The sequence below is a fragment of the Kitasatospora sp. NPDC058190 genome (assembly GCF_042883685.1).
In the GTDB taxonomy this organism is placed as follows: Bacteria; Actinomycetota; Actinomycetes; order Streptomycetales; family Streptomycetaceae; genus Kitasatospora.
The window spans coordinates 15,909-35,094 of record NZ_JBHVVI010000095.1; the positions used below are offsets into that span (position 1 = coordinate 15,909).

The 19,186-nt window shown below is 70.4% G+C and carries 21 protein-coding genes and 1 pseudogene; 9 read left to right on the forward strand and 13 right to left on the reverse strand.

What is annotated here, in order from left to right; all coding sequences use genetic code 11:
- Positions 1-15: 15 nt before the first annotated feature.
- A complete protein-coding gene (locus ACFVWU_RS33145; RefSeq protein ID WP_387627740.1) occupies positions 16-138 on the reverse strand; it encodes a hypothetical protein in 123 nt (40 codons plus the stop codon).
- Positions 139-225: 87 nt separating this feature from the next.
- Here ACFVWU_RS33145 and ACFVWU_RS33150 point away from each other — a divergent pair.
- Positions 226-342, forward strand: a pseudogene (locus ACFVWU_RS33150) (site-specific integrase); the annotation flags it as partial.
- A 76-nt stretch (positions 343-418) separates the two neighbouring features.
- Here the strand turns inward: ACFVWU_RS33150 and ACFVWU_RS33155 are convergent.
- A complete protein-coding gene (locus ACFVWU_RS33155) occupies positions 419-958 on the reverse strand; it encodes a hypothetical protein (RefSeq protein WP_387627741.1) in 540 nt (179 codons plus the stop codon).
- 38 nt (positions 959-996) lie between these two features.
- Positions 997-1,467: a hypothetical protein gene (locus ACFVWU_RS33160; protein ID WP_387627771.1), complete on the reverse strand. Its 471-nt coding sequence runs from the start codon at positions 1,465-1,467 to the stop codon at positions 997-999.
- Between the two features lie 489 nt (positions 1,468-1,956).
- On the opposite strand from ACFVWU_RS33160, the gene ACFVWU_RS33165 reads away from it, so the two are divergent.
- Positions 1,957-3,036, forward strand: coding sequence for a hypothetical protein (locus ACFVWU_RS33165; protein ID WP_387627743.1), 1,080 nt, complete (start codon positions 1,957-1,959; stop codon positions 3,034-3,036).
- 160 nt (positions 3,037-3,196) lie between these two features.
- Here the strand turns inward: ACFVWU_RS33165 and ACFVWU_RS33170 are convergent, their stop codons facing one another.
- The 4 genes from ACFVWU_RS33170 to ACFVWU_RS33185 all read right to left on the reverse strand — a co-directional run bounded on the left by ACFVWU_RS33170 (position 3,197) and on the right by ACFVWU_RS33185 (position 6,562).
- Positions 3,197-3,985 carry a hypothetical protein gene (locus tag ACFVWU_RS33170; protein ID WP_387627744.1) on the reverse strand — a complete coding sequence of 263 codons (789 nt, stop codon included), beginning with the start codon at positions 3,983-3,985 and terminating at the stop codon, positions 3,197-3,199.
- A gap of 217 nt (positions 3,986-4,202) precedes the next feature.
- On the reverse strand, positions 4,203-4,640 hold the full coding sequence (locus ACFVWU_RS33175; protein WP_387627746.1) for a DUF4259 domain-containing protein: 438 nt from the start codon (positions 4,638-4,640) through the stop codon (positions 4,203-4,205).
- Between the two features lie 306 nt (positions 4,641-4,946).
- Positions 4,947-5,678, reverse strand: coding sequence for a hypothetical protein (locus ACFVWU_RS33180; protein WP_387627748.1), 732 nt, complete (start codon positions 5,676-5,678; stop codon positions 4,947-4,949).
- A gap of 278 nt (positions 5,679-5,956) precedes the next feature.
- Positions 5,957-6,562, reverse strand: coding sequence for a HEAT repeat domain-containing protein (locus tag ACFVWU_RS33185; RefSeq protein WP_387627750.1), 606 nt, complete (start codon positions 6,560-6,562; stop codon positions 5,957-5,959).
- 332 nt (positions 6,563-6,894) lie between these two features.
- Between ACFVWU_RS33185 and ACFVWU_RS33190 the strand changes: the two genes are divergently transcribed.
- Positions 6,895-7,440: an SMI1/KNR4 family protein gene (locus ACFVWU_RS33190; RefSeq protein WP_387627752.1), complete on the forward strand. Its 546-nt coding sequence runs from the start codon at positions 6,895-6,897 to the stop codon at positions 7,438-7,440.
- Between the two features lie 139 nt (positions 7,441-7,579).
- Here the strand turns inward: ACFVWU_RS33190 and ACFVWU_RS33195 are convergent, their stop codons facing one another.
- From ACFVWU_RS33195 to ACFVWU_RS33220, 6 genes are all read right to left on the reverse strand, one after another.
- Positions 7,580-7,750 carry a hypothetical protein gene (locus ACFVWU_RS33195; RefSeq protein WP_387627753.1) on the reverse strand — a complete coding sequence of 57 codons (171 nt, stop codon included), beginning with the start codon at positions 7,748-7,750 and terminating at the stop codon, positions 7,580-7,582.
- A gap of 167 nt (positions 7,751-7,917) precedes the next feature.
- On the reverse strand, positions 7,918-8,193 hold the full coding sequence (locus tag ACFVWU_RS33200; protein ID WP_387627755.1) for a hypothetical protein: 276 nt from the start codon (positions 8,191-8,193) through the stop codon (positions 7,918-7,920).
- The gene (locus ACFVWU_RS33205; protein WP_387627768.1) at positions 8,190-9,068 is read right to left on the reverse strand and encodes a TniB family NTP-binding protein; all 879 of its coding nucleotides are present in this window, start codon (positions 9,066-9,068) and stop codon (positions 8,190-8,192) included. The genes ACFVWU_RS33200 and ACFVWU_RS33205 overlap by 4 nt, the downstream gene beginning before the upstream one ends.
- 164 nt (positions 9,069-9,232) lie before the next feature.
- Positions 9,233-10,903, reverse strand: a complete 1,671-nt coding sequence (locus ACFVWU_RS33210; RefSeq protein ID WP_387627757.1) for a Mu transposase C-terminal domain-containing protein — start codon at positions 10,901-10,903, stop codon at positions 9,233-9,235.
- Positions 10,904-11,098: 195 nt separating this feature from the next.
- Entirely contained in the window at positions 11,099-11,308 is a 210-nt protein-coding gene (locus tag ACFVWU_RS33215) for a hypothetical protein (RefSeq protein ID WP_387627758.1), read from the reverse strand.
- Complete coding sequence (locus tag ACFVWU_RS33220) at positions 11,305-12,054, reverse strand: TnsA-like heteromeric transposase endonuclease subunit (protein ID WP_387627759.1); 750 nt, start codon at positions 12,052-12,054, stop codon at positions 11,305-11,307. The genes ACFVWU_RS33215 and ACFVWU_RS33220 overlap by 4 nt, the downstream gene beginning before the upstream one ends.
- 238 nt (positions 12,055-12,292) lie before the next feature.
- Here ACFVWU_RS33220 and ACFVWU_RS33225 point away from each other — a divergent pair, with 238 nt between their 5' ends.
- The 6 genes from ACFVWU_RS33225 to ACFVWU_RS33250 all read left to right on the forward strand — a co-directional run bounded on the left by ACFVWU_RS33225 (position 12,293) and on the right by ACFVWU_RS33250 (position 19,016).
- On the forward strand, positions 12,293-12,622 hold the full coding sequence (locus ACFVWU_RS33225; RefSeq protein ID WP_387627761.1) for a helix-turn-helix domain-containing protein: 330 nt from the start codon (positions 12,293-12,295) through the stop codon (positions 12,620-12,622).
- Positions 12,623-12,629: 7 nt separating this feature from the next.
- Positions 12,630-14,837 (forward strand): hypothetical protein, encoded by a 2,208-nt coding sequence (locus ACFVWU_RS33230; RefSeq protein ID WP_387627762.1) that lies wholly within the window; start codon positions 12,630-12,632, stop codon positions 14,835-14,837.
- A complete protein-coding gene (locus tag ACFVWU_RS33235; protein ID WP_387627763.1) occupies positions 14,834-15,535 on the forward strand; it encodes a helix-turn-helix domain containing protein in 702 nt (233 codons plus the stop codon). The genes ACFVWU_RS33230 and ACFVWU_RS33235 overlap by 4 nt, the downstream gene beginning before the upstream one ends.
- The gene (locus ACFVWU_RS33240; protein WP_387627764.1) at positions 15,532-16,146 is read left to right on the forward strand and encodes a hypothetical protein; all 615 of its coding nucleotides are present in this window, start codon (positions 15,532-15,534) and stop codon (positions 16,144-16,146) included. Before ACFVWU_RS33235 ends, ACFVWU_RS33240 begins: the two co-directional genes overlap by 4 nt.
- Positions 16,147-16,219: 73 nt before the next feature.
- Complete coding sequence (locus tag ACFVWU_RS33245; protein WP_387627765.1) at positions 16,220-18,550, forward strand: Helicase associated domain protein; 2,331 nt, start codon at positions 16,220-16,222, stop codon at positions 18,548-18,550.
- Positions 18,551-18,608: 58 nt separating this feature from the next.
- The gene (locus tag ACFVWU_RS33250) at positions 18,609-19,016 is read left to right on the forward strand and encodes a hypothetical protein (protein WP_387627767.1); all 408 of its coding nucleotides are present in this window, start codon (positions 18,609-18,611) and stop codon (positions 19,014-19,016) included.
- Positions 19,017-19,186 lie beyond the last annotated feature (170 nt).

Genomic DNA, 19,186 nt, shown 5'->3' on the forward strand with positions numbered 1-19,186 from the left:
CGGGCGCGCCTCGACCTAGCTCGGGCTGTGGCCGGTGGTCACCGCGTACACCTCGGCCTGGATCGCGTCGACCAGGTCGGTGGTGGGGGCCGTCGGTGCCGGGGTAGTCGTGAAGTCGTTCCACAGATAACACCCCAATATCTGCGGTAGCTTGATTCGTCACCTGCGGTGACTTTCTCCGGCCGCTACGTGAAGCGGCCCTGTTACGTGCGGCAAGGGGAAGCAGTGCCCACCGTCGTGCAACTGCCGACTGGGAAGGCGATGACCGTCCGTGCGGCGGCGGACGTGTTCCTCGATTCGCTCGGCAACCCGAACACGGTCCGGAACTACGGGATCGGGGTAGTACTCCAGCCGTAGATCGTGATCTTGCAGTGCCAGCCGCTACCGCGGTCGTGCCGCCGCGCGAAGTGCTCGATCCTCAGGGCCCGTAGACGAGATCCGTACCGCCGCTGGCCTCAATCAGCCAGGACAGCGAACCGCTGCCGAACGGCCAGCCAGTGGTGGCCACCTGCACCCAGCCGCCCGACTCATCGGTTCCCGCGTGCCACCACCACCAGCTGCGATTGTCACCCATCCCTTCCTCGGCCGGGTCGAAGTAGTACAGCCATCCCGAGAGCGTCCACGGCCCCTGATCGACAGCCGCCCTCTGCTCTGGCGTCATCGCCCGCCACTGCCGCAGCCATGCCTCGGCGTCGAAAGGCTCACCATGCTCCGGCTCCGCGGGCTCGGGCGCGCACCGCTGGATGAACCACGCCGGCAGCAGCTGCGGCCAGCGCTCAAAAGCAGGCCAGTCACCCACGTGCTCGACCACGCCCGTCAACACCGCACGCGCATTGGAGATGACCTGAGCCGGTTCCTCGGCGGTGAACCGGACACGTACGAGGAACGGACGCGGCTGGCCGTCCTCAGCTCCCGGCTCGGATCGAAGGCGCTGCAGCTCGCCCATCGTGATTTCCACGGTGCAGAAGTGTGCACCAGCACCGGCCTGGCCGCACCTCAATACCTCCAGAACCCGGGAACCACGACGCTACGGCTGGGCACCTGCTTTTCGTCGGTAGTGGGAGGCCCGGGCGCGGGCTTGGTGCCGTCGTCGCCAGCGTGACCAGCGCAGTCGGTGCGCGAGGTCATGAAGCGGGCTGGCCGGGACGGCGCGCGGCCCACCAGCGGAATCTCGTCCAGCAAGACCTGGGGGCCGCGCAATGCGTCGATCGCCACGGCCACCAGGCGACCGGTGCTGAAGTAGGCGGTGACAGCCGGCCAGTCGCGCGTGTGCGGGTAGTTGTACTCGCGGCTGAGCACCGGCCCGTAGTGCGGCTTGCCACTCCTCCACGGGACGAGCTCCAGTACGCCGTGGAGCGCCTCCTCCGCCTCCTCGGGCGTCATCCCGAACCGCAACGGGCCCACGCCGTGAAGTGGCTCCGACGTCCATCGGACCCGCTGCTCCTCCGCGACAACATCCCAGCTCACGCGTCCCGCACCCTTTCTCGCTGCCGGCCCTGGAAGTTCCGGGCCGGGTCAGCTGCTCCTTCCAGCCTGGGGGACCGTACGGCAGGGCAGTGACAGCCCGTACCAGCAGACGCTCAACCGCGCTGGTCGAGATCACTTGGCAATCGGTCGAGATCGCGTGCCAGAGGACACGGGAACGGCACCGCAGCTGTCCCGTGTCAGATGTTCTTGACCGATTCTCAAACGATCTTGACCGAGGTCCTTGAACGCCCACCTGGCCGCCGGGGTGAAGGAGTTCATCGCCGCCCAGGACTGACTCGCCGTCTACCAGACGCTCCTGTACGGGCCCGCCCTCAAGGGGTGTTGACGAGTAGGGCTGACATGGCTCGAACTGAGCGGTTCGTAGACCGCTTCCCGAGACGCGCGTGATCGTTTCCCGTCCGACAGGCAGTGGCTCTCCGTGACTTCGGATCTTGACAGCGTTGGGTGGCGGACTGAGATCGTTGCCGGATGTTCACGACACCTGCCCGGCCGGTCGACATCCTCACTGTCCTGCCTGAGCTCGCGGTCTATGCGACGAATGCGACCCGCCTGCACCCGCGGCGTGGGGTACCGGAGTCGGCTGCGAGTTCCGTGGCCGGGCCGATGCTGTGGCCTGCGGGTGAGCCGTGGCCGACCTGCCAGCTGCCCCATATGGTGCAGATCGAGCGAGAGGCCACCGCTGAGGAACTGGCGATGTTCCGGCACTCCGACGAGGTCCGCGAACAGCAGTTCGCACAGATGATCTCCCAGTTCCCCGATCAGGTTGCCGACCCCGACTCGCCCCTGGGGAGGATGCTGGCCAAGCGGCAGGAGTTCCTGGACGAGGCCGGGGCCAGGGCCCCTCGTGGGACAACCGTGAAGACGTGGGCATCGGCCACACCTAACGAACCGGTCGTCATGGTTCCCGTCGTTCAGCTTCACGCTGCCGACATACCCGAGGCCCGTTTCCCGGCGGGAACGGACCTGGTTCAGATCTTGTGGTGCCCGTATCGGCATCCTGACGTTCCAGGGATGCACGAGCATTACAGCGGGCCGGCTCCGAAGGTCATCTGGCGGGCCGCCGGGTCGCTCACGGACACGACTTTCCCGGCACGCGGTGCCCTGGCGGACGGCGGCTACGTCTTGGAGCCGTGCGTTCTGCATCCCGAGCGCATCACCGAGTACCCCGACATCGAGGATCTCCCCGAGTCGTTGCAGTCGCGTATTTACGCCTGGCAGGAAAGCCTCGGGGAGGGGCCCGGCTACGACTACCGCAACGATCTTTCCGTGGCACCTGGGCTCAAGACCGGTGGATGGCCGTACTGGCCACACTGCCCTCGGCCGGTCCAGTGCAGTTGCGGCTCGGAGATGAGCCTGCTTCTGACCATGCCCCACGGAGAACGCGGCGCACAGAGCTGGACCCCGCTGGAGGACCAATTCCGAGCCGCCAAGCGCGGCTACGATGCGGAGTTCCACGATCCGACGGGCTTCAGGGGTGCCCGCGACGAACTGCTCATCTTCGTCTGCAGGCAGGACCCTCTCCACGATGTCTGGGTCTCCATCGAGTAAGCGCCTTCGCTCGGCAACTACTGTCGGTCAGTCCTGTGGACGAGTCGTTCGGCGTATGCGGCCAGTGTGTACGGGTGGCAGCCCTGGGGACTTTGAAACCGCCCTGGTCCCGGAGGGCGCCGCGCCCTTCGAGGAGGACCGAGTCGGGCGGGGCGCTCCGTCAGGCGGGAACGTTCTTGATGACAGCGTCGGTCAGCGGCGAGAGCTGATCGGACAGCTTGTCGAGGTCTGTGGTCCGGCCGTCGGACCACTGGGCCGAACCGACGACCACACCGCGCCCGTAGGCTGCGAAGCCCTGCACGCGGCCGCTGTCGGCAGGCAACCGGCGCAGACCCGAATCCGTGGGCGGGACATGGACGGCGACCTCGAAGGAGTCGGCGTGGGAGCTGAGAAAGCTCACCAGGTGCACGCCGTCGCCCTGGTCCGCCATGGTGAACAGCGCCACGTTGTACTGGTTGCCTTCGGCGTCCTTGTACAGCGCCAGGTTGACTCCGAGACAGCCGTGGCCCTGCGTGATCAACCCGGCGAGGGTCGGCGCCACGGTGTCCGGGCCGGTGCAGTTCGAGCGCGCCACGCTCGCCACCAGCGTGTACCCCTGGACCTGCGTCGGAAGGACGGACAGCGGCATCGCCGAGATCGGAGCGCCGGATGCCGTCGGCGAAGCACTGATCAATGGCGTCGCCACGTGCGGCGAGCGATCGGGCGTTGCCGGCGCAGCCAGCGCGGGCGGTGCGGCCGGTGCAGGGTTCGACGGCCGGAGCAGGTACGCCCCCGTGCCCGCTGCCACCAGCAGCGCAGCGGCCACCGGAAGCAGCAGCCGACGTCGCGCGTTTCGTCGCGCGGGCGGGCGCGCCTGTTCGGCGGCACTCGGTTCCCGTACTGCGTTGTTCTTCTCAAACTCCTTGACGAAGTCTTCCCACAGGTCGTCACCGGATCCACGCATGCTCACAGCTTCCACACCTTAATGATCACCGCCACCGCTGGGAAGCCGCGCCCCGTGCCGTCGCTGGTGCTGGTCCTGCCGGAACCGGATGGTGCAGCCGTGTCGCCGACCCGCGCGGGATTCGAATTGGAGTGATGCCTCCGTCGGGCCGTTGATGCTCAGCAAGCACCCCTTGAATGGCGACAGAGCCAACTTCTGTGACCGGTAACGGTGAGTTATCCAGTTAGAGATCGAACAGTGGGTCTTCCTGAGGTTCGGGCACGGGCGCGAGGATGGCGCGGATGCGGCTGATGGTCTGCCGCCACTTCGGTCCGTCCATTGTTTCGTCCCAGAGATCGGCGAGCTCGGACTCCTCGGCGACCACTCGGTCGAGCGCCTCGACAGCGAGTGGCCGAAGGTCGGTGGCGAAGATCGGCAGGGCCTCGTCGGGGCCGTAGCTTGTGTTGAGTGGTTCACTGCCCGGGCACTGTGCCGCGATGAGAGCGGCGGCGGCAACGGCCTCAGCTCCCTCAGGACTTTCAAGGTAGTCACGGGTCTGGATGGTGCGGATCAGCGTCGATCGGACAAGAGCCTCGCGTTCGTTCTCAGCCGCTTCGTCCAAGGCGTCGGCGAAGTCCGCGGCCATGTCGTTTTCGAACGGACCGATGTCCCAGGTGCCCATGATGATCTCCTCGCGCCGCGGTGGGGCGATCATCGCAGCGGCCACCGACAGGCCACTCAGCGAGGCGGGAAGTGTCTGGCCAGTGCGTCGTGGATCTCGAAGCGGAGCGACGTTGAGCGGTGGCCGGTCTTGGTCCAGTCGAAGATGCCGCCCCAGTCGGCGTGGTGCCGGCCTGGGACGTCTAGTTGGAACCAGTAGGGCCGGATGAGCTGTGTTTTCTGGTGGCGGACACGCTTGTTGGCAGCACGTGGTCACGCTTCTTGCAACAAGCCGTGAGTTGTCAGTCTTCTTGGCACCCTTGCGCGCTTATGAGCACTCCCAGAAGAAGCGGCCTTCGCGGTGGTCGGGGCTGACGAAGGCGTAGCCGTAGCCGTAGCCGAAGTTGAGGAAGTACGGATCGTCCTCGCCCTCGCCGGCGTCACTGATCTTGAAGAGGAATTGCCAGGGGGCGTCGACCCGCGCCTCGTGGTTGGGGTAGGTGGCGGCGCCGCCGTAGTAGTCGTGTAGTTCCTCCCCGTCGCAGTCGTCGATGTCAGGACCGTCGCCGCGCATGCCGCGCTGGTATGCCGCTTCCTCGTCGATTGTGCGGTCGACGTCGGGCGGCACCGGCTGAAGGTCGACGCGCCATTCGACCGGGATCTCGGTGTCACCGGGGCCCCAGCGCCACAGGGTCCGTCCGCGCGTTCCGGGCGGGCCGATGGCGGCGAAGAGCGGGATGCGGCCGTCCGGTTGCACCAGCAGAACGGCCTCGCCGTCCTCCGGGTCGATTCCTCCCATGACGATGTGGTCCTCGTGGAGGAAGAGGTAGGCCAGCCGGAGTTCGGGACCGGGTACGGGGAACTGCCCGATGAACACCAGCGGTTCGCCGGACTTCGGATGCACCGGCCAGGTCGGTTCGGCGAGCCAGACGGGTTCGCCGCCGAACTTGGCCACCGGGTCGGCAATCGGCTGCGCGGCGGCGCTGAGGATCATCTGCTGGCGTGGCAGGAAGGCGGCATCGTACGGCCCCTCCGCTTGCCCGGTGGGACGCGCGATCATGAGCGGACCCTACGGCACACCAATGACGAACCGTGCGGTCTAGTCGAGGCTCGGAGGGGAGGAACAGGCGACTACGGGCCTATCTGCAAGTCGGTGTTCGCGCGGGCGGAACCCAGTTCCAACTTGCCTGACCAGGTTCCAACTACCGCGGCGCGGCTCAGTAACTCATCGTGACCTGACCGGGACTCGCAATCTATCGCGCACCTGTCCCGCGCCAAATGATCTTGACCGTTTGCCAAACGATCTTGACGGTTGGAGTTTCTCCAAGCGGAAGGCCTCTACAAGGGGGAATAGGTCTGGTACTTGCCTTGCAAGGATGAGGTGGCTGCGTCGGCCACGTCGGTCCGGGGGCCAGCTGCGCACTCCTGGAGGAACTTTCTGACCCGCGGGCCTGGCCATCCCGCTGCGGCGGCCGCAGCCCAGAACCGGCGCCCGTCCTGGGGGTCCAGGGGGCTGAGGAAGTCGAGAACGTGGTCGATCGTGGCCGTGTCCAGGGGGAGCCGCTGCATGGCGACGGCGCGCAGAGCACCGTCGGCGAGCATCGGGGTGCCGGTGTCCAGGCACCATCGCAGGGAACTGGCTGTGTCTTTGGGAGCGCTCAGCCGGACGATGGCGTCGCCGAGCGCGACGTAAACCATGGTGGCCTTGAAGGGGCGCTGGGCGAGGTCCCGGAGCAGACCGAGGGCGGGCCGGTGGCCGCACATCCCGAGTGCCATGACGATCTGGTACTGGGTCTCCCATGTGCGGGCGTCGCGAACCTCCAGCTTGAGGGCCTCCAGCAGCGACGGACCCGCAGTGGGGTCGGCCAGCCGACGCAGCCGTGTTGCAGCAGAACGCCGCTTGGGTGAGAGCCTGTGGCCAAGTTGCGTCACGGCTTCATCCAACGTCAGTACCATCTCGACCCCTGCCTCAGCGGTTCCATCTCGGTGACAACGTAGGTCTTTGCGCTGACACGGCAGTTCGTCTCCGCGCTGCCGGACGCCCCACCACTGATCTCCACGGGCGGCAGGCTTCTGCCACTCTCGTCATGGCCTCGGCATGTACGGTCACCGACCCGCCCTCGACCTGCTCCGAGAACCCACCCAGCACCCTTTCGAGGCCGCCGTGGTTTACGTCGCGGCGGCGAAGCCGTCATCCGGCTACAGCAGCACCGGGCAGGACGCCGGGCAATACGGTGACTGATCGAACCGTGCGACCCCACGAAGGAGACACCACCATGGTCCACCCAGCCATCACCCGCCTCTCAGCCCTGCTCGGGGAGCCCAGCACCCCGGGCGACACCATCGACTGGGACGAGCTGGCACGGACCACAGGCCTGCGTCTGCCCGCCGACTACCGCGACTTCGTCACGCTCTACGGCGGCGGTGAGCTGGACGAGTACCTCGGCGTCAGCACGCCGCCGGTGGACGGCTCCCCGTACGGTGATCTCATCGACGGACTGGACTTCGACCCGAGGGAGGAACCGGCGGCCTTCACCGGCACCGCCCCGGAGGACCTGGAGAAGGGGAGGCTTCTCCCCTTCGCGAGCAGCGCCAATAGCGACGTGGCCTTCTGGCTCTGCGACGCCCGGGACCCGGACAGCTGGGACGTCGTTGTCTTCAAGCGCCAGCCCCTCTACGGGGAGGAACGCTGGATCCGCTTTGAGGCGGGCTTCGGCGACTTCCTCCTCGGCACCCTCGGTGGCACGTTGCCGAACCCGTTCAGCGACAGCGGCTTCGCCAGGCCCCCGCACGCCTATCGCAACTGGCGGCAGCTGCTGTGACTCGCATGCTGTTCACGTACGGCTGCCGGCGGTATGGCCTCCTGGCTCGGCCGTCGGGCTCCTGCCTGTGCATGCCGCTGCGATCAGGGGTCTGACCAGGGTGTTTGGTCGAGCTGGACCTGATCGCCCGCCAGTTCGCTCAGCGGCGGGCGGTGGTGGATCTCCGGGTGCGCTGGAGGAAGGCGTTGATCGCGTTGTAGGTGAGCGGCGTGTCGTGGTCGTCCATCATCCGGGCCCAGATCTGCGCGGTCGACAGGCCGGTGCCGGCCAGGGCGCGGATGCGGCGGCGCTGGGTGTCGTTGGCGGGCACGGCCCGGGCCAGCCGTCGGACTGGTTGCTGCTGGAGGGATCGGCGCAGGTCCTTGCGACGTAGTCCGTGGCGCAGGGCGACCAGTCGCCAGGGGACGCCGTTGCGCGGCTGTGCCGACGCGAGAAGCAGGTCGATCCCGCGGAAGAGCTCACTCTGCCCGGCCTCGCTCAGGCCGGCGGGCTTGTGCTGCTCGGGCTGCGGCCTGCCGGGGGCATCGGAGAGGGCGCGCCGCAGGTCGGCCGGCGTCCGGCGAGCTGGGCGAGGAGGGTGATGTCGGGCTTGCCGATGTTGGACCTCGGACTGGTCAGGGCGTTGAGGTAGCTGGGCTTGAGGTGGTTGGCCCGCGCGAGGCGGCGGAGGTAGCTGTCGGTGCCCTCGCCGAGCCGGGGAGGGACACGGACCGGCAGGGGCCGCAGCGGCGGCCGGGCGCTCGGTTCGGTCATCGGCGGTGCCCGGAGGACGCGGTGCGGGCGCTGGTCTGGGCGGCGTGGTCGAGCGGGACGGCGTCCAGACCGTTCTTGGTGATCTTCTCGGCGCCGGTGAGGATCGCGTCGACGGCCGCGCCGCGGATCTGGTGGGACAGGGCGCCGATCATGCCGCCGGTGCGGTGGTGGAGGTGGCGGGCGAGGTCGACGAGCGTGCCGGGGCGGTGGTCGTGGAGCAGGAGGTGCTGCTCCAGGGTGGCGACCAGGCCGGTCCATTCCGCGCCGTAGGGGAAGGGGCGGGTGGGCAGCAGGGTGAAGCGGCCGGCGATCTGGGCGCCGCGGGTGCCGGACAGCAGGTTGCTGCGTTCGATGTCGATGCCCGCGTAGACGAACGTGGCGGGGATGCGTTCGGAGAAGTACTTGAGGGTGTCGGCGACCTCGGCGCCGGAGCGGCTGGTCAGGGAGATGTTGTGGAGCTCGTCGACTAGGACGAGGCCGGTTCGGGTGTCGGTGCAGACGCCGACGACGGCCTCGGTGATGTCGGTGATGTTCGCGCTCCGGGTGACCGGCAGGCCGAGGAAGCGGGCGAATTCGGCGGCGATCATGCGGGGTGTGGCGGCGGGCGGGACGGTGATGTAGACGACCGGGATCCGGTCGGTGCGGCCCGGGTGGCGGGCCCGGTCGAGGAGTTCGTGAGCGCGTCCGAGCTGGGTGATGGCGATGGTCTTGCCGGTGCCGGCCGGGCCGGAGAGGATCAGCCCGCGCCGGGCGCTGACGGCGTGCCGGTTCAGCAGGACCAGGCGCCGCCCGCAGGTGACCGCATGCCGGACCGTGGAGGTGGCGACGACCCGCAGGCGGGCGTGGTGGTCGAGGCGGGCTTCGTCGTAGAGCATCCGGTCCAGGTCGCCGAGCTTCTCGTGGCGTTGACGAGGCAGCAGCTCCGGTGGCGGGGGCGGGTCGGCGGTGAACTGCCGCCAGCCCTCCAGCGTGGTCAGGTGCCGCCCGGCCGCTTCGTCGCCGTTCAGGTCGGCGGGGTCGGTGATGGTGGGGCGGGCGGTCACGTGCGTCTCCAGGGGTCTTCCAGGGGGTCGAACAGGCCGAGCGGGATGACCTTGGCCAGCGGTTGGTCGTCGTCGGTGGGCTCCGGCGCCGGGGTCGTAGCGGGCGGCGTGGGGGAGCCCTTCGGCGGCACGGCGGCCGCGGTGGCGGTCGCGCGGGTGCGGGCGGCGACCCGTCGGTCGCGGCGGCCGGGCTTGTTCGCGGCGGGCCGATCGGGTCCGGCGTGGGTGCGGGTGAGCAGGGCGGCGACCGCGTCCGCGATCTCGGTCTCGGTGGCGCCGGGCAGCTGGTGACTGACGTGGTCCCAGGCCAGTTCCCCGAAAGGGACCGGCGCGCGGTGCAGGTGCTTCCAGGTCGCCTGGATCCAGGGCCGGCCCTCGCTTCGGTGGTCGCGTACCCAGATACGGGAGACGTCGTAGGGGTCGCGGTGGATCTCCCACAGGCCGCGCTTGGCGGCGATGCCGGAGTCCTGGCGGCGGAGCGGGTCGAGCTCGGGGCTGTCGTAGACGCGGTGCTTGAACTTGATGCCGTAGTCGTTGACCGCGCGCCACTCGGTGGGCAACAGCTCGATGTAGTCGTCGCCGGCGAGCGCGACGGGGACGTAGCCGCAGGCCTCGACGAGGGTCGCGTACTTCTCGTTCGGGGTGAACATCCGGCTCGGGTGCGCGGGGTCGCGCAGGCTGTCGTGCCGCCGGTTCTGCCAGACGGCGACGATCCACTCGTCCAGCAGCTCCTGGAGCTCCAGCAGCGACCAGAGCCGATCGCGCTCGGGGTGGCGACCGCGGTGGTCGGCGCTGCGGCCGAGGTGGCCAGGCAGGAACTGGACGAACAGCGACGCGATCGAGGCCAGCATCTTCTCGATGTGGCCCTTCTCGAAGCCCGAGCCCTTGTGCGCGGGCTGGAAGTCGATCTCCAGGAACCGGCAGGACGACTTGAAGTTCCGGGAGATGAACGCCTTCCCGTGGTCGCAGACGATCATCTCCGGGACGATCACCGGCCGGGCCGCGGCGTGCTCCAGGCGCTCATCCAGGCTGAGCAGCCGACGGTGCGGCAGCACCGAGCGTGACATCCGCAGGGCCTCCGCCCAGCCCGGCCGGTGCGGCTCCGGCGTGACCGTGCGGGCCAGCAGCACGCTCGCGTCGACCGCCTTCGTGGTCGGCCGCAGCACCGCCGCGGTGAGCGTGCGCGTCGCCACGTCGATCATCGCGGTCAGCTCGATCCGGCCCGGGACGCCGTCGTCCAGCAGGACCATCACATCCATCGGCGTGGAGTCGATCTGCATCACCTCGCCCGGCGCGAACGCCGGCAGCTCGCCGAATGGGGTCTTCGCCCCGTGGGCCCGGGAGCGGCGGGTGCTCGCGGCGCCGAAGGTATGGGTCCCGCGGGTCAGCTTCGCCAGCAGCCGGTAGAGCGTGCTCCGCGAGGGCAGCTCGACGCCTTGGGCCTCCGGCGTCTGGCGCAGGATCTCCCCGGTCCGCCAGATCAGGTACGACCCGGTGCGGGTGGAGGCGTCGACGCCCTCGCTGATCGCCGCGCGCATCGCCGCGACGACCCGCGCATCGACCGCGGTGAACTCCGGCGCCCTGGGGGCGGCTCGGCGGTCCACCAGGCCGAGCACGCCGTCGGCCTGGTACCTGCGCCGCAGGTTGCCGATCGCGCTGGCCGACACCTGATGGCCGGCCGCCGTCAGCTCGGGGGCCTTCGCCCGCTGCCGGGCCGTCAGCGACGTCCCCGGTCCATAGCCCGGGTGCGGCGGAGCGTCCGGGTCGGCCTCCGGGCGGCGACCGTGCAGGACTTCGAGGATGTGGCTCTCCCACCACAGCGCCTTCTCGACCGCCTTCGGCGGGAACGTCTCCAGCTGGGACTACGCCGGCAGCGGCGTGCGGACCGGCAGGTCGACCACGGCGAAGTCGGGGTCGTCGGTCAGCTCGCCGATCGGCACCTCCACCTGGCCGCCGTCGGCATCCGACAGCGTCGCCGACTTCGCGGTGACGCCCACGATCATCCGGACCTGCCCGGCGAAGTGCACCCACGCGCCGACCATGATCCTGGCCGGCCGCTGCATCCCGATCACCGTGCCTGCCTCCCGACGCCGACCAGCGTGGTCGACGACAGCGGCGCGCTCTCCAGGTCCGCGACCAGCTGGCCGTGCCACAGCAGGTGGAACAGCACTGGCAGCACCACCAGCGGATCGCCCGCCCGCGCCGCCCTGGCCTGCAGCGGCGCCCCGCCAGCGAACACGTCGAGCAGTCGCGCGGCGACGTCCGGGTTCGAGCAGCGGCGCCGGCGGTAGCGCGACAGCCAGCGCACGTTCTCCATGAACACCGGCTCCGGCTCGCCGACCCGGACGAACTCCCAGCCCACCGCCCGGCAGGCCCGTTCCGTCGCGGCGAACGCCTCGGCGTCCGCCCGCTCGATCCGGTCGCTGGCCCGCACGTCCACCACCCGGCCCCGGCCGTCGGCCAGCCGCACGAAGTAGTCCGGCGCGTGCCGGCGCTGCCGCAGGCCGTCGTGCCAGCGCAGCCAGAACGGCTGCGAGGCGATCCCCACGACCTCGGGCTCGCGGTCCAGCAGGATCAGCCGGTCCCGCTCCAGCCACGACTCGTAACCCACGTGGTCGCCCACGGTGGCGGAGAAGTACGAGCCCGCGAAACCCTGCCCGCCCTTGGCCCACCGGAACTCCCGCACCGGATCGGCGGACTCGAACCGCCGGTTCCAGGCCTGCCCGAGCGGTAGCCGACAGCGCTCGCCGCCCTCGACGAAGTCGAGCTCGAACGCCGACAGCGCCGGGTCGTCGTACACCAACGAGGCAACTGCCACCTGGACCCCCGCCGTCGATCAAGATCGAATGACAGAAACCTACCGTCCGTCAAGATCATCTGACAAATGATCAAGATCATTTGGGACGGGACAGGAATGGCACCGCAGCCAGTAGCCGCAGTCTGCCCGGCCGGACTCAATGAGCGCCTCATGCGGTTATTAGTGCGATGTTTGTGCGGTGAAAAATGTTGCACTTAGAGAGTGGTTCTATGCTACCTTTCTGGATGGGAGGTATGTGATGTCTGAGATTTTCGCGGCGGTGGACGCGCTGCTGTCCAAGGCTCGCGATGGCGGTGACCTGCCCGAACCGGCCGAACGGGAACGACTGCGCAAGGCCGCCGGCCTGACCCAGATCGAGGTGGCCGAGGCCTTGAAGACCCGGCGGGAGACGTTCGCCAAGTGGGAGAACGGCACCGCGCAGCCGCGGGCCCCCAAGCGCGGCGCCTACGCCTTCCTGCTCGCGGGCCTGGCCGACATCCACGGCACCCAGGGCCCGGACGGCTGGCTCACTCTCGCCCGTCAGGCCCGCCCCCTCGACACCGACACCACCGCTGCGGAAGGGAAGTGACACCCTGATGGACCGCAAGACGTACACCGCGAAGGTCGCCGAGCTGCGCCCGCTGCGCGAGGAGATCGGCAAGGCCGAGAAGACGGTTGCGGCCGCGCAGGCCGCGCTCGACAAGCTCAACCAGCAGCGCGCCCGCCGGATCACCGAGCTCGCGGGGTACGAGGGCGCGAAGGCCGACGCCATCGCGAAGGCCTCGGGTCTGTCGGTCGGCGACGTCGTGCGGATCGCCCCGCTGCTGGACCCGACCCCGGCCGCCGTCCGCGCCGCCAAGGCCGACCACCAGGCCGCGCCCGCGCCCGAGGCGCCGAAGGCGGAGCCGGTCGCCGAGCCCGTGAGCGCGGTCGCTCCGGTGCTGACCCGTCCCGCGGCCGTACTCGAGCAGCCGGCCCCGGCCACCCCGGCCGTCGAGGCGCCGGCCGTGGTCGAGGACCAGGCCGTCGTCGAGCAGCCTGCCCCGGCCGAGCCCGTCGCCGCTGTGCTGGCCGTCCTGACGGCTCCGGTCGCTCCGGTCGCTGTCGGTCCGCGCGAGCTGCCCATCCTTCCCGAAGGCCCGGCCGGTGCGCGGTACGAGGCCGTGACCACCGGGCTGGTGTCCAAGCGCCCGAACTTCGTCCAGCAGGCGCGCAGCACGGTGTTCCTGGACGCGGCGACCGGCGACCTTGCCGTGCGCGACCGCGTGGTGCGGCTCGACCTCGGCGCTCGCAGCCCGGGCGAGATCCTGGACGCGGTCCTGCACGCCGCGCCCGGCACGGAGCGGGTCTACATCACCGCCGGCGCCCCGTGGCACGACGGCGCCGAGCGGTACTCCACGCTCAAGGACGCGGTGGCGGCCTGGCTGAACACCCCGTCGGAGCGGTGGACCACCGCGGTCGGCTCGGGCCGGGACAAGCTGGCCGGGCACTTCGTGCACCAGCGCCAGCCCGTGGGCCGCTACGCCCCTGCCACCGCACCCGACAGCGGCAGCACCGAGATCCGTTCCATGGGGGAGTGGTTCGACCCGGACGGCGCCGACGTCGTCACCTGCCGTCAGGCGTTCACGCTGCTGTGGCAGGCGCTGCGCCGCCACTGGGACGACGCGGTCCTGATGGGCTCCCCCAGCCAGACGGGCCGGGACCTGTGGTCGCGCACCATCCCGACCACCGGCAAGTGGGCCGGCGGCTACCCGGTGCTGTCCGAGGAACTGCGGGGCCTGCTGCACGCGACCGGCGGCCAGGGCCGCACCGAGCTGATCCTGCCCCCGCGCGTGCCGGAGCAGCTCCCGGCGCTGGTGGAGTACGACCGCACCTTCGCCTACGCCAAGCACTTGTGGAAGTCCCCGGTCGGCACGCCCCGGCGGATCACCGCCGCCGCGTTCGCCGCGATGACCGAGGCGGAGCAGGTCAAGGCGCTGATGTCCTGCTCGCACTGGAACGTGCGCGTGACCGTCCCGGCTGGGTGGAACCACGTCGGGCTGCTGCCCGCGCCGGTGACCGGTGACCGCGCCTGGGTTTACCCGTCCGAGCCCGGCGCCATCTTCACCACCTGGGCGGGCGGCGCGGAGGTCCACCTCGCCCTGTCCAACCATCTGATGCCGTGGAAGATCGAGATCCTCGGTGGCCTGCTGTTCGAGGACGGCAAGCCGCTCGACGAGTGGGGCAAGCGCCTCAAGTCGGCCTGGGTGGACCTGACCAACCTCTTCCGCATCCACGGGGACGAGCGGCAGCGCACCGCCGCCTACCTCGCGAGCCGGGCGGTCCGGTCGGTGCTGCTGTTCGGCCTGGGCGGTTTCGCGCAGCGCCCGCGCCTGGTCTCCGGCACCACGCCGGTCGGCGAGGCGCTGCCGGCCGGGGTGGAGATCCTCGGCCAGGACAGCGAGGTGGTGACCTGGCAGCGGCAGGCCGGGTTCTCCCGCGACCCGTACGCGCACCCGGAGTGGGCGGCGTACGTGTGGTCCGGGGCGCGGGCGGCGCTGCTGGACATGAAATACCGGCAGGGCAAGGAGGTCATCGCCTCCGCCGGGGCGCTGCACGCCAAGCCCGGCACGGTTGTGTACTTCGGCACGGACGGCATCGCGCTGACCGAGCGCCAGCCCTGGCCCTACCGGGGCGAGCCGGGTGACTACCTGCTCAAGGGCCACCTGACCGGTCCGGTGGAGCACCCGGCCAGCCAGGAGCAGTACCTCAAGCTGCGCGGCCTGGGTCGCGCCGAACTCGCCGAGAAGGGGACTGACCAGTGAGCCCGGCGGACCCGAACAACCCGAACGAGGCCGCCCGGTTGACCCAGGAGTTGCTGGACCAGGGCTACAGCAAGCGCCAGGTGGCCAAGATGCTCGGCCGCGACGCCTCGCTGGTGTCCCAGTTCTTCACCAAGGGCAAGGGCGCGAGCATGGTCAACGCGCTGCGCCAGCTGGTCCGCGCGGTGCGCGGCGGCGAACGCGACACCGAGGCGCTGTCCGGGATCGCGGAGGCGAACATCAGCCGCCGCCGTACCAGGACCGGGCAGAAGGCCCGGGTCCGGGGCAAGGACGTCGTCGGCAAGCCCGGAGAGTCGATGGCCGGCCGCGCGGGGAAGCAGGCCATCAAGTCCGGTGCGAGCCACCTGGCCCCGGTCGTGCACGAGACCGGCCAGGCCGGCGGCCGTCTTGCCTTCACCGTACGGATGAAGGCTGACCAGTACGTCTACTCGGCCGGGTCGGAACAGGACTCCGGCGGAATCCGCCGCGGGTTCATCCCCCGCGCAGACGGCACCGAGGAGCGCACCTACGGCTCCGCCTCCACAGGCGGGTTCGACGCCGCCGAGTGGTCCCAGCGCGTCGCCGACCACCACGGCGACGTCACCGAGGCCATGAAGGAATGGCTGGTGGAGACCGGCCGCGCCGTCGAGGACGCCGACATCGCCTACCTGGAGGTCCGCGGATGGGTGCCCGGGTCATGAACTCGCCGATCCACAGCGACGAGCCGATCCGTGGACACGACAACGAGGGCGGGCCCATGACGACGCAGGCGTGGGACTGGATGTCCCTCCAGTCGTTGAGCATGCCGGCCTCCGGTATCCGCGCGCTGCTCGATCGGTTGCTCGGCGGCGGCCCCGAGGACAGCCGGGCCGCCCGCGCGGTCCTGTACTGCGAGGTCGCCAACCGGGGCCAGCTGTTCACCGCGGCCGCGCCGTGCGTCGACGTCATTGCCGAACACCTCCGCATGGGCGGACGGTTGAACAGCGCAGCCGTGAGCACCCTGGAGGTGATCCTCAACGCCAGGGACCACGGTTCCACGGTCAGCATCGATGGCGCGCCGGTCGACACGGCCGCGTACTGCCGGGCCCGGATCCTGGAAGTCCTCCCCGAGATCCTCCGCACAGCCGACCCGGCCGACCCCGACCACTTCGAGGAGGTCTGCTTCCTCGTTCCGCAGCTCGCCGACTCCGCACCGCAGGTCCTGGACTTCCTGCGCCTCCACACGGCCGGCCGCGACAGCCGGGCCCGGGAGCTGGCCCTCGCTGCGCTGGAAGAGGCCGAGGACGTCGCCCGCAACGGCCCCATGCCCTGACCAGGCACGCATACCGCCACGCCTGCCCTGCCGCCTCCCAAGCACCACCGGCACACCAAGGAGAGCCTTCGCCGTGGAGACCACCACCACCGCCATCGCCGGGCAGGACGTGCCGACCGGGCTGCGCGTCCAGGCCGTACCGCCGCTTCCGACGCGGCCGTCCGGCACCGCCGTGGCGAACCCGTTGCCGCTGCACTGGTTCCAGAAGGACGCCGTCGCGGCCGCGGTGAAGGAGGTGAAGAACGGAGGCCGCGCGACGGTCGTCGCGGCGACCGGCTCCGGGAAGACGCTGATCGCCGCCGGCTGCGCCCGCCGTCTCGCGGCGAAGGGCGTCGTCCTGGTGCTGGTGCCGACGATCGAGCTCCTGGAGCAGACCGCCGAAGCCTGGTCACTGCGGGGCGGGCGCCGGGGCCTGGCCGTGGCGGCGTGTTCGCGGGAAGAGGCGCTGGAGAGCGCGGAGGCCGGAGGCCGCATCCACGCCCGGGTGACCACGCAGGCCGCCCGGATCGCCGACCTGGTCCAAACGGAGATGCCCGGCGAGCCGGTCACCGTGTACGCCACCTACGCCAGTCTGGAGCGCATCGTCCAGGCCCACCGGCTGCACGGCCTGCCCGCCTGGGACCTGGTCGTCGTCGACGAGGCCCACCGCACCGCAGGCTCCGACGGCAAGCCCTGGGCCGCCGTCCACGACGACGACCAGGTCCCCGCCAAGCGCCGGCTGTACTTCACCGCCACCCCGCGCATCGTCGACGAGACCCGCATCCCGCACGAAGTGGTCGACGTCGCCGAAGGAGCAGTGCTGTGCTCGATGGACGACGAGCGCATCTACGGCAAGACCTGCTTCACCTGGACCCTCGGTCAGGGCATCGAACACGGCTACCTCGCCGACTACCGCGTCCTCGTCCCCGTCGTCACCGACGAAGACCTGCGCGACCTCCTCAACCTCCCCGCCGTCGCCGACCTCCGCACCCAGCGCAGCAACGAGGACCTGCTGCGCCTGGCCCTGCAGATCGCGGTGCTGCGCGCGGTCGCGGACCTGGAGCTGCGCCGCGTGATCACGTTCCACTCGCGGATCTCGGGTGCCCGCGCGTTCGCCGGGGACCTGCTGGACGCCTCCGAGCTGCTGGAGGACGCGGAGCGCCCGGAGCGGATCTGGGCGAAGGCGGTGGCCGGCACCGACCGGCTCAAGGACCGCCGGGCCGCGTTCGCCGAGTTCAAGGCCCACACCGGCGAGGACGGCGAGGAGTGCGGCATCCTCGCCAACGCCCGCCTCCTGTCCGAGGGCATCGACGTCGCAACCGTGGACGGCATCTGCTTCGCGGACCCGAAATCCTCGGTCATCGACATCGTCCAGGCCATCGGCCGCGCGCTGCGCCAGTCCTACCAGCAGGGCAAGGTCAGTTGGGTCATCATCCCCGTCTACCTGCCCACCCCCGCCGTCGGCGACGACACCGCAACCGCCCATCCCTCCGAGATCCACGACGCCGGCGAGGCGGTGAAGGCCGAGGCCGACGCCGAGATTGAGGCCAGCTCCTTCCGCACGATCTGGCGGGTCCTGCGGGCGCTCGCGGCACACGACGCGCGGGTGGTCGGCCGGATCACCGAGCTGCGCAGCAAGCGGGCTCAGGGCACCCAGCACACCACCGCGGCCAAGGCCGCCGAGGCCGGGGAAGGCGAGCAGCAGCCGGCCCCGGTCGAGTCGCCGATCGAGTGGCTGCGGATCAACGCGAAGCAGCACGCGGCGCGGATCCTCCAGACCGTCAAGCTCCGCGCGTTCAACCCGCGCGCGGTCGAGTGGCAGCGGATGCACGCCGTCGCGGCGGTCTTCCACCTCCAGCACGGCCACCTCGACCCCACCGACAAGACCAAGCACGCCGAGCTGATCTCCTGGCTCACCCGCCAGCGCCACCTGAACGGCCAGGGCCTGCTCGACCCGGCCCGCGTCTCGGAGCTGGAAGCGCTCGGCATGATCTGGTCCAAGAACGCCAACGCCTGGGAACGTGGCTACGCCTACGCCGCCGCCTTCCACCACCAGCACGGCCACCTCGCGATCCCGGCGACCGCCAAGCTCGACGACTACGCGGTCGGGGCGTGGATGCGCCGCCAGCGCAAGGCCGCGGGCCTCACCCCCGACCAGATCGCCAAGCTCGACGCGCTGGACGAGCTGTGGCGCCTGGAGCCGGACTGGAACCGCTCCTACCGCCGCCTGCTCGCCTACCTCGCCGCCGGCGGCACCCTCGACGGCCCGGCCAACCGCACCGGCGGCGAGGCGGACCCGGCGTTCCGGCCCGGCACCTGGCTGCGCAAGCAGGACAGGGCCCGCACCGACGGCAAGCTGACCGACCAGCAGACCGCGCTCCTGGACGCGCTCCACGGACACACCGCCGAGACCGTCACCGGCTGACCGAACCCGAGATCCGCCGCCCCGGCCCGCCCGGGGCGGCCCGACCCGGAGGAGACGAGTGACCACCCCCGAGAGCACCAAGCAGCCGTCCGAAGCGCCGGCCACCGTCGCCCAGGAACCGGACAGGGTCGGCAACGGCTGGCGGGAAGAACTGGAGACCACCCGCCTGGCCCGCCTCGCCGTGGCCTGGCTGCCTGGGCCGACGCGGACCTGCGGCCCCGGCCCGGAACTGGCCGTGCTGGTCGAGGAGTTCGAGCGGATGCGCGCTGCGTTGGCCGCGTCCTGGACCTGGGCGGCGGACCTGCTGGAGGCCGTCCCGCACCACCCGACCGCCTTGACCGGCCCGTACTGGTACGGCCAGGGCTGGGACGAGGCGGTCCACCACCTGTGGGACATGGCCGACGCCACGGAACCCGCCCCTCGCCGAGCGTCCCCGCAGCCCGAGGACCCGAAAGGCCGGCCGTGACCGCCTGCGGCCGGTGCGCCGTCGAAGAGGAGGCGGCCGAATGCGCTCGTCCCGCCGATATTCCGTTGGTGACGCTCCGTCGGATCGGTACGGTCGCGGGCATGGCAATCCCGATCGTGTTCGACATGGAGACCGGCGACCCCGACGACGTCTTCACCCTGTGTGCCCTC